The sequence below is a fragment of the Streptomyces sp. NPDC058464 genome (assembly GCF_042721035.1).
Classification (GTDB): domain Bacteria; phylum Actinomycetota; class Actinomycetes; order Streptomycetales; family Streptomycetaceae; genus Streptomyces.
Genome location: NZ_JBHXMA010000014.1, coordinates 100,884 through 106,933, shown reverse-complemented (window position 1 = coordinate 106,933; position 6,050 = coordinate 100,884). Strand labels below are relative to the sequence as shown.

1 protein-coding gene is annotated in these 6,050 nt (G+C 74.0%); it reads right to left on the bottom strand.

All coding sequences use genetic code 11. The features are described 5' to 3' along the window. Positions 1–24: 24 nt before the first annotated feature. Positions 25–5,988 (bottom strand): beta-ketoacyl synthase N-terminal-like domain-containing protein, encoded by a 5,964-nt coding sequence (locus ACFWPQ_RS20160; RefSeq protein ID WP_384036170.1) that lies wholly within the window; start codon positions 5,986–5,988, stop codon positions 25–27. Positions 5,989–6,050 lie beyond the last annotated feature (62 nt).

Genomic DNA, 6,050 nt, shown 5'->3' with positions numbered 1-6,050 from the left:
GTGTTGTCTCCCGGTGGTCCCGGCTCAGCGGTGGGAACGGTCGAGCGCGGGGGCCGCGACCGGCGTGAAGGAGAGATCGAGGCGCGCCGACCGGACCGGTGTCGCGGCGGGGCGGGCCGGAGTCGTACGGATCCCGGCAGGGCGGGGCCAGAACCGGCGGCGCCGGTACTCCGGTGCCGGGAGCGGATCCCGGCCGGTCCCCTCGGGCGCGCCCGCGCCGAGTACGACATGGGCGTTGGTGCCGCCGAATCCGAAGGCGCTGACCGCCACGCGGCTGCCGGCGGGCAGCTCGGTCGTGGTCCGCGCGGGGAAGAACGGCGACTCGGCGAACGCGAACCGCGGGTTGGGCCGGTCGCAGTGCAGGGTCGGGACGATCAGCCCGTGCCGGAGCGTCTGCACGGCCTTGATGAATCCGGCGATCCCGGCCGCGCTGAGCAGGTGGCCCATCGAGCTCTTGACGCTGCCGATCCCGCAGTACTCCCGGTCGCCGGTGTGCTGCCGGTAGACGGTGGTCAGCGCCTGCAGCTCGATCGGGTCGCCGATCATCGTGCCGGTGCCGTGGGCCTCGACGTATCCGATGGTGCGCGCGTCGATGCCGCCGCGGGCGAGCACATCGGTGATCAGCGCCCGTTGGGCGTGCCCGTTCGGGGTGGTGTGGCCCATCGTGCGGCCGTCGTTGTTGACACCGGACGCCTCGATGACCGCGAGGATCCGGTCGCCGTCGCGTTCGGCGTCGTCGAGACGCTTCAGCAGCACGAGCCCGGCGCCCTCTCCCGGGACGAAGCCGTCGGCGGACTCGTCGAAGGCGCGGCAGCGTCCGGTGGGTGACAGCGCCTTGCCGGCGCTGAGCATCAGGTACGGTTCCTCGTCCAGCAGCAGGTCCACGCCGCCGGCCAGCGCCATCTCGGACTCGCCCAGCATCAGGCTCTGCGCTGCCAGGTGCACGCTGACCAGCGCCGACGAGCACGCGCTGTCGACCACGAGGTTCGGCCCGGCGAGGTCGAGGAAGTGCGACACGTGCGCCGCGATGTAGTTCTGGTTGATCCCGACGATGGCCTCGCGGGTCAGCGGCCGCAGGTGTTCGCGGTGGTTGCCGGTCCGGCCGCCGACGAAGACGCCGACCCGGCGGCCGCGTAACTCCTCGCCGGTGTACCCGGCGTCGCGTACGCACTCGACGGCGACCTCCAGCGTCTTGCGCACCAGGGGGTCGAGCTGCCGTGCCGTCTCGTCGTCGAAGCCGAAGTAGCCCGGGTCGAACAGGGCGGCGTCGTCGAGGAAGCCGCCCCACCGGCTCTGGCTGAATCCGGGGCCGCCGTCCGGCCGGTAGAGCGCCGTGGTGTCCCAGCGGTCCGCCGGCACGTCGCCGACCAGGTCCCGCCCGGCGAGCAGTGCCTGCCACAGCTGTTCCGGGTCTGCGGCGCCGGGCAGCCGGCAGCCCATCCCGATGACCGCGATCCGCGTCGGCGCGCCGTCCACGGCGGGCATCCGTACCGGCGCCGCGGACGGCACCGGGCCGGGGGCGGCCGGGGCACGCACTCCCGCGGCGGTGAGCGCGGCGGCGAGCCCGGCCAGGGTCGGATGCTCCTGGAGCAGGCTGGGGTCCACGACGTGCCCGAGCGCCGCCTCGAGATCGCGGACCAGCTCGGCCATCAGCAACGAGTCCACGCCGAGGTCGACGAGATGGGTGTCGGGTCGCAGCAGGGACCGTTCGGTGCGGGTGGTCCGGGCGACCACGTCGGCCAGCCAGTCGACGCCGGCCGGCTCGGCCTCGTCCACCGGGACGGCAACCGGCGCCGGGACGGCAACCGGCTCCGGGACGGCGACCGGCGCGGGGGGCGTCCCGGGGGCCCGCCGGGGCGCCCGGAACAGCTCGTCGGCCGACACTGCGGTCCGGCCCGTCAGACAGGGAAGCAGAATCGATTCACTCGACACCCGCAGCGCCAGGTCGAGCAGCCGCAGCGCGTCGGCCTCCGCCAGGTCGGGGATGCCCAGCTCGCTCCCGGCGCTGGTACACCGCTCACCCATCCCGACGTCCCGCCAGAGCGGCCACCGCAGCGACCGGACCACGCACCCGGGCACGTCGGCGTGCGCCTCGGCGAAGTCGTCGAGGACGTTGTTGGCCGCCGCGTAGTCCAGACAGCCCCCGGCCAGCCGGGGCGACCCGGCCGCGATGGAGGAGAACAGCACCGTGAGCCGCGGCAACCGGCTGCCGAACGCCGCCCACAGCGTCTCGACGGCAAGCTTGGGCCGTAGCACGTCGTCGATCTCTTCGGCCGTCCTGGCCAGGAACGACCGGGACGGGTGCATGACCCCCGCGCAGTGGAAGGCCGCCGCGATCCCGTCGGCGCGGCTTCGATGCCGGTTGATCAGTCTGCGCAGCGTGACCACGTCGTCCAGCGCATGGGTGTGGACGGAGAGCCTCACGTCCCGGTCGGCGAGGGCCAGCAGGGCGGTGAGGCGGGTGCGCAGCAGCGGGTCGGTCGACGGGTCGGCGACCAGGGCTGCCCAGCGGTTGCGGGCGGGCAGCTCGGAGCGGCCGATCAGGACGAGGTGCCGGGCACCCCGGTCGGCCAGGTGCTCGGCGAGGCGCAGGCCGATCGCGCCGGTGCCGCCGGTGATCAGGACGGCACCCCGGTCCAGGCCGGTCAGCGGGTCGACGTCGCCGGGCTGGGCGAACCCGGCCACGCGGCGCCGCCGCCGGGAGCCGGCGTACCGGATCTCGGTCTCCTGGTCGTTGGCCGTGCTCTCGGCCGCGACCGCGGCGGCCAGGTCGGCGAGGTCGCCGTCGACCCGGACGGTGCGGGAGACCACCGTGGGCAGCTCTCCGGAGAGGGCGCGGTAGAAGCCGGCCAGCACCGAGCGGCCGGCGCCGCTGACGTACAGACAGCGCAGGCCGGTACGCGGATACCGGCTGAGCACCTCGCGCAGCGCCGCGATCCGCTCGGTGACCAGCGCGCCGGGTTCCCTCCAGTCGACCAGATCGGCGACGCCGGCCAGGTCCTGCACGTCGGGCAGCGGATCGCCGGGGCGATGCGCCACGGCGTCGTCGCCGAACAGCGTCGACGCCAGGTCCGGGTCCGTCGTGAGGACCAGGAAGCGGCCGCGCCGGGCGGGCGCGGGTGGCGGCGCGTCCCGCCAGGCCGCGGTGAGGAACTGCGGGGCGGCGGTGGGCGCCGCCCAGTGCTGATCCCGGCGGAACGGGTAGGTCGGCAGCGACACGACGGGGGCGTCCGGCACCGGGCCCTCGGTCCCGGCGTCGACGCGGCCCCCGATCCCGGCCTCGCCGGTCGGCGACTCGGCGTCGACGACGGCGGCGGCCAGCGCGTCCGCAAGTTCGCCCAGGTCGGCCGCCGTGACGATGACGCGGCGGGCCAGCGTGGCCCGGCCGGTGCTCAGCGTCCGGGCGATCGAGGCGAGCGGGGGCGCCTGCGGTGACCGCACCACGTCCAGCAGCGCGACGAGCGCGTCCCGCAGCGCCTGCGGGGTGCGGGCCGACACGGGCACCGCCACACGGCCGGCCGCCGGCGCCGCGACGGCGGGCGGTGCCTCCTCCAGGACCACGTGCGCGTTCGTGCCGCCCATGCCGAACGAGCTGACCCCGGCCCGGCGGGGGCCGCCGCCGGGCGGCGGCTCCCATGCGGCCCGTTCCAGCTGGAGCCGTAGCGGCGACCCGGACAGGTTGATCATGCGGTTCGTCCGGCGCACGTTGCGGGTGGCCGGCAGGGTCCGGTGGCGCATCGCGAGAACGACTTTGATCATTCCGGCGATACCGGCGGCGGCCTCCAGATGACCGATGTTGGTCTTGATGGACCCGATGCCGCAGTGCGGTACGTCCGGCATCGGCTGCCGCGTCCGGGCGTACAGCCGGCGGAACGCCGCCACCATGGCCGACACCTCGATCGGATCGCCCAGCCGGGTACCGGTGCCGTGCGCCTCGATGTAGCCGACGGTGGTGGGGTCGACGCCCGCCGTGGTGTACGCGCTGACCAGCAGGTCGGCCTGGGCCGCGGGGTTGGGCGCGGTGAACGACTGCGCCTGCCCGCCGTGGTTGACCGCCACCTCGCGGATCACCGCGTGCACCCGGTCGCCGTCGGCGAGCGCCCGGTCGAGGGGTTTGAGCAGCAACGCGCACGCCCCCTCACCGCGGACGTAGCCGTCGGCGCCGTCGTCGAACGTGTGGCAGCGACCGCGTGGGCTCAGCACGCCGGCCCGCTGGTACGCGGCATGGCGGCCCGGGTCGCACAGCACGTTCACGCCGCCCACGAAGGCCTGGTCGCATTCTCCGGCCCGCAGCGCCGCGACGGCCTGGGCAACCGCGACCAGCGACGACGAGCAGAGTGTGTCCACGGTGACGCTCGGGCCGCGCAGGCCCAGGGCGTACGAGACCCGGTTGGCCACCAGCGACGGGGAGACCGCGACGCTCAGGTGCGGTTCGTCGCGACCGGCGTGCTCGGCCAGCACGGCGGCGTAGTCGGAGTGGCACACCCCGGTGAAGACGCCGGTCGCAGTGCCCGCCAGCGTGGTGGGATCCTTTCCGGCGTCCTCGGCCGTCGCCCAGGCCACCTCGAGCATGAGTCGCTGCTGAGGATCCATCAGCGCGGCCTCGCGGGGGCTGACGGCGAAGAATTCGTGGTCGAAGCGGCGGATGTCGTCGAGCAGCCCCGCCCGTCCCACCAGATCCGGGTGCGCGCCGGTGTCCCAGCGGTCGGTCGGGATGTCGCGGATCGCGTCCTCGTCGCGGCCGAGCAGGTCCCACAGCTCACCCACGCTGTCCGCCCCGGGGAAACGTCCGGCCATGCCGATCACCGCGATCGGCGCCGAGGCGTCCGGCTTCGGTGCCGCCGTGACCGCGACCGGTTCGGGCTCGCGGTCCTCGCCGCGTATGACACGCGCCATGGCAGCGGCGGTGAAGGCCTGGAACATGGCGCTGGGATCGATCTGCAGGCCGTGCTCGTCGTGGGCCAGCGCCACGACCTCGGCCAGCGCGACGCTGTCCAGGCCGTACCGCCGCAGGTCGTCGTCGGCGGTCAGAGAGCCGGTGGGCCGGCTCAGCGCCCGTTCCAGCAGCTGGAGCAGGACCGCGTCCAGGTCGTCGGGCGTGGGTGCCGGGTCCGGCGGGGCCGTCGCGGCGCGGGGGGTGACGGCGTCACCCCAGAGTCCGCCGAACACACCGGGTCCGCGCAGTGTCTTGACCGTCTCGATCCTCGCCAGCGGCCTGTTGTCGTCCTCGCGCAGCAGCGTCGAGGTCAGCACCGCCCGGTGACGGTCCTCCAGGCGCAGGCAGTCGAGCCGGTATCGCACGGTGTCCTCGGCGCCGCAGTTCGCCAGATACACGATGTCGCGGCTGACGGTGGTGGCCGCGGTGGCCCACTCGCCGCCTGGCGCCAGCGAGTGCAGGTACCGGCGCTCGCCGTGGTCGTTGATGTGCGGGTAGGAGGCGAAGTAGAGCAGGCCTAGGGCGTTGACGTCGACGACCGGGTTGAGTTCGTAACGCTCGGTGTGCAGCCCGGGGCCTTCCAGGTGGCGCCCGCTCTGCGCCTGGAAGTCGTGCAGGAAGGCCAGTTGGTCGGGGTCCGGTTCACGGGCCGGCAGGCGGCCGGGAAGCTGTGGGACGCCGGGAACCAGCCAGTTGCGGTCCGAGCGGCGGACGAAGACGGTGAGCAGCCGGACGTCGACGTGTGCCGTACCGGTGGCGAACCGGATGTCGGAGAGGAACCGCCGGTCGTCCAGTCTGGTCAGTCGACCGCTCATCTCGCCTTCGTCGAGCTCGGCGAAGGAGGCGAGCGAGGCGCTCGCGGTGTGCCGGACCCGGACGAAGGCCGGGAGCAGCCGGGTGCCGTCGGCGTCGGCGAGTTTGTTGACCGAGGTACCGAAGTACTCACCGATCAACGACCAGTGGAGGTCGCCGGACTCGCGTAAGAGCCAGTTCTCCGAGAGACCACCGGTGGCGAGTGTGGGCAGGCCCAGAACGACGTGCCGGGCGGTCACGAGGCAGAACCGGAGGGGTGGAGAGCAAGGAGCTGCGCGTAGCCGCGCTGCCGCCTGCCTTG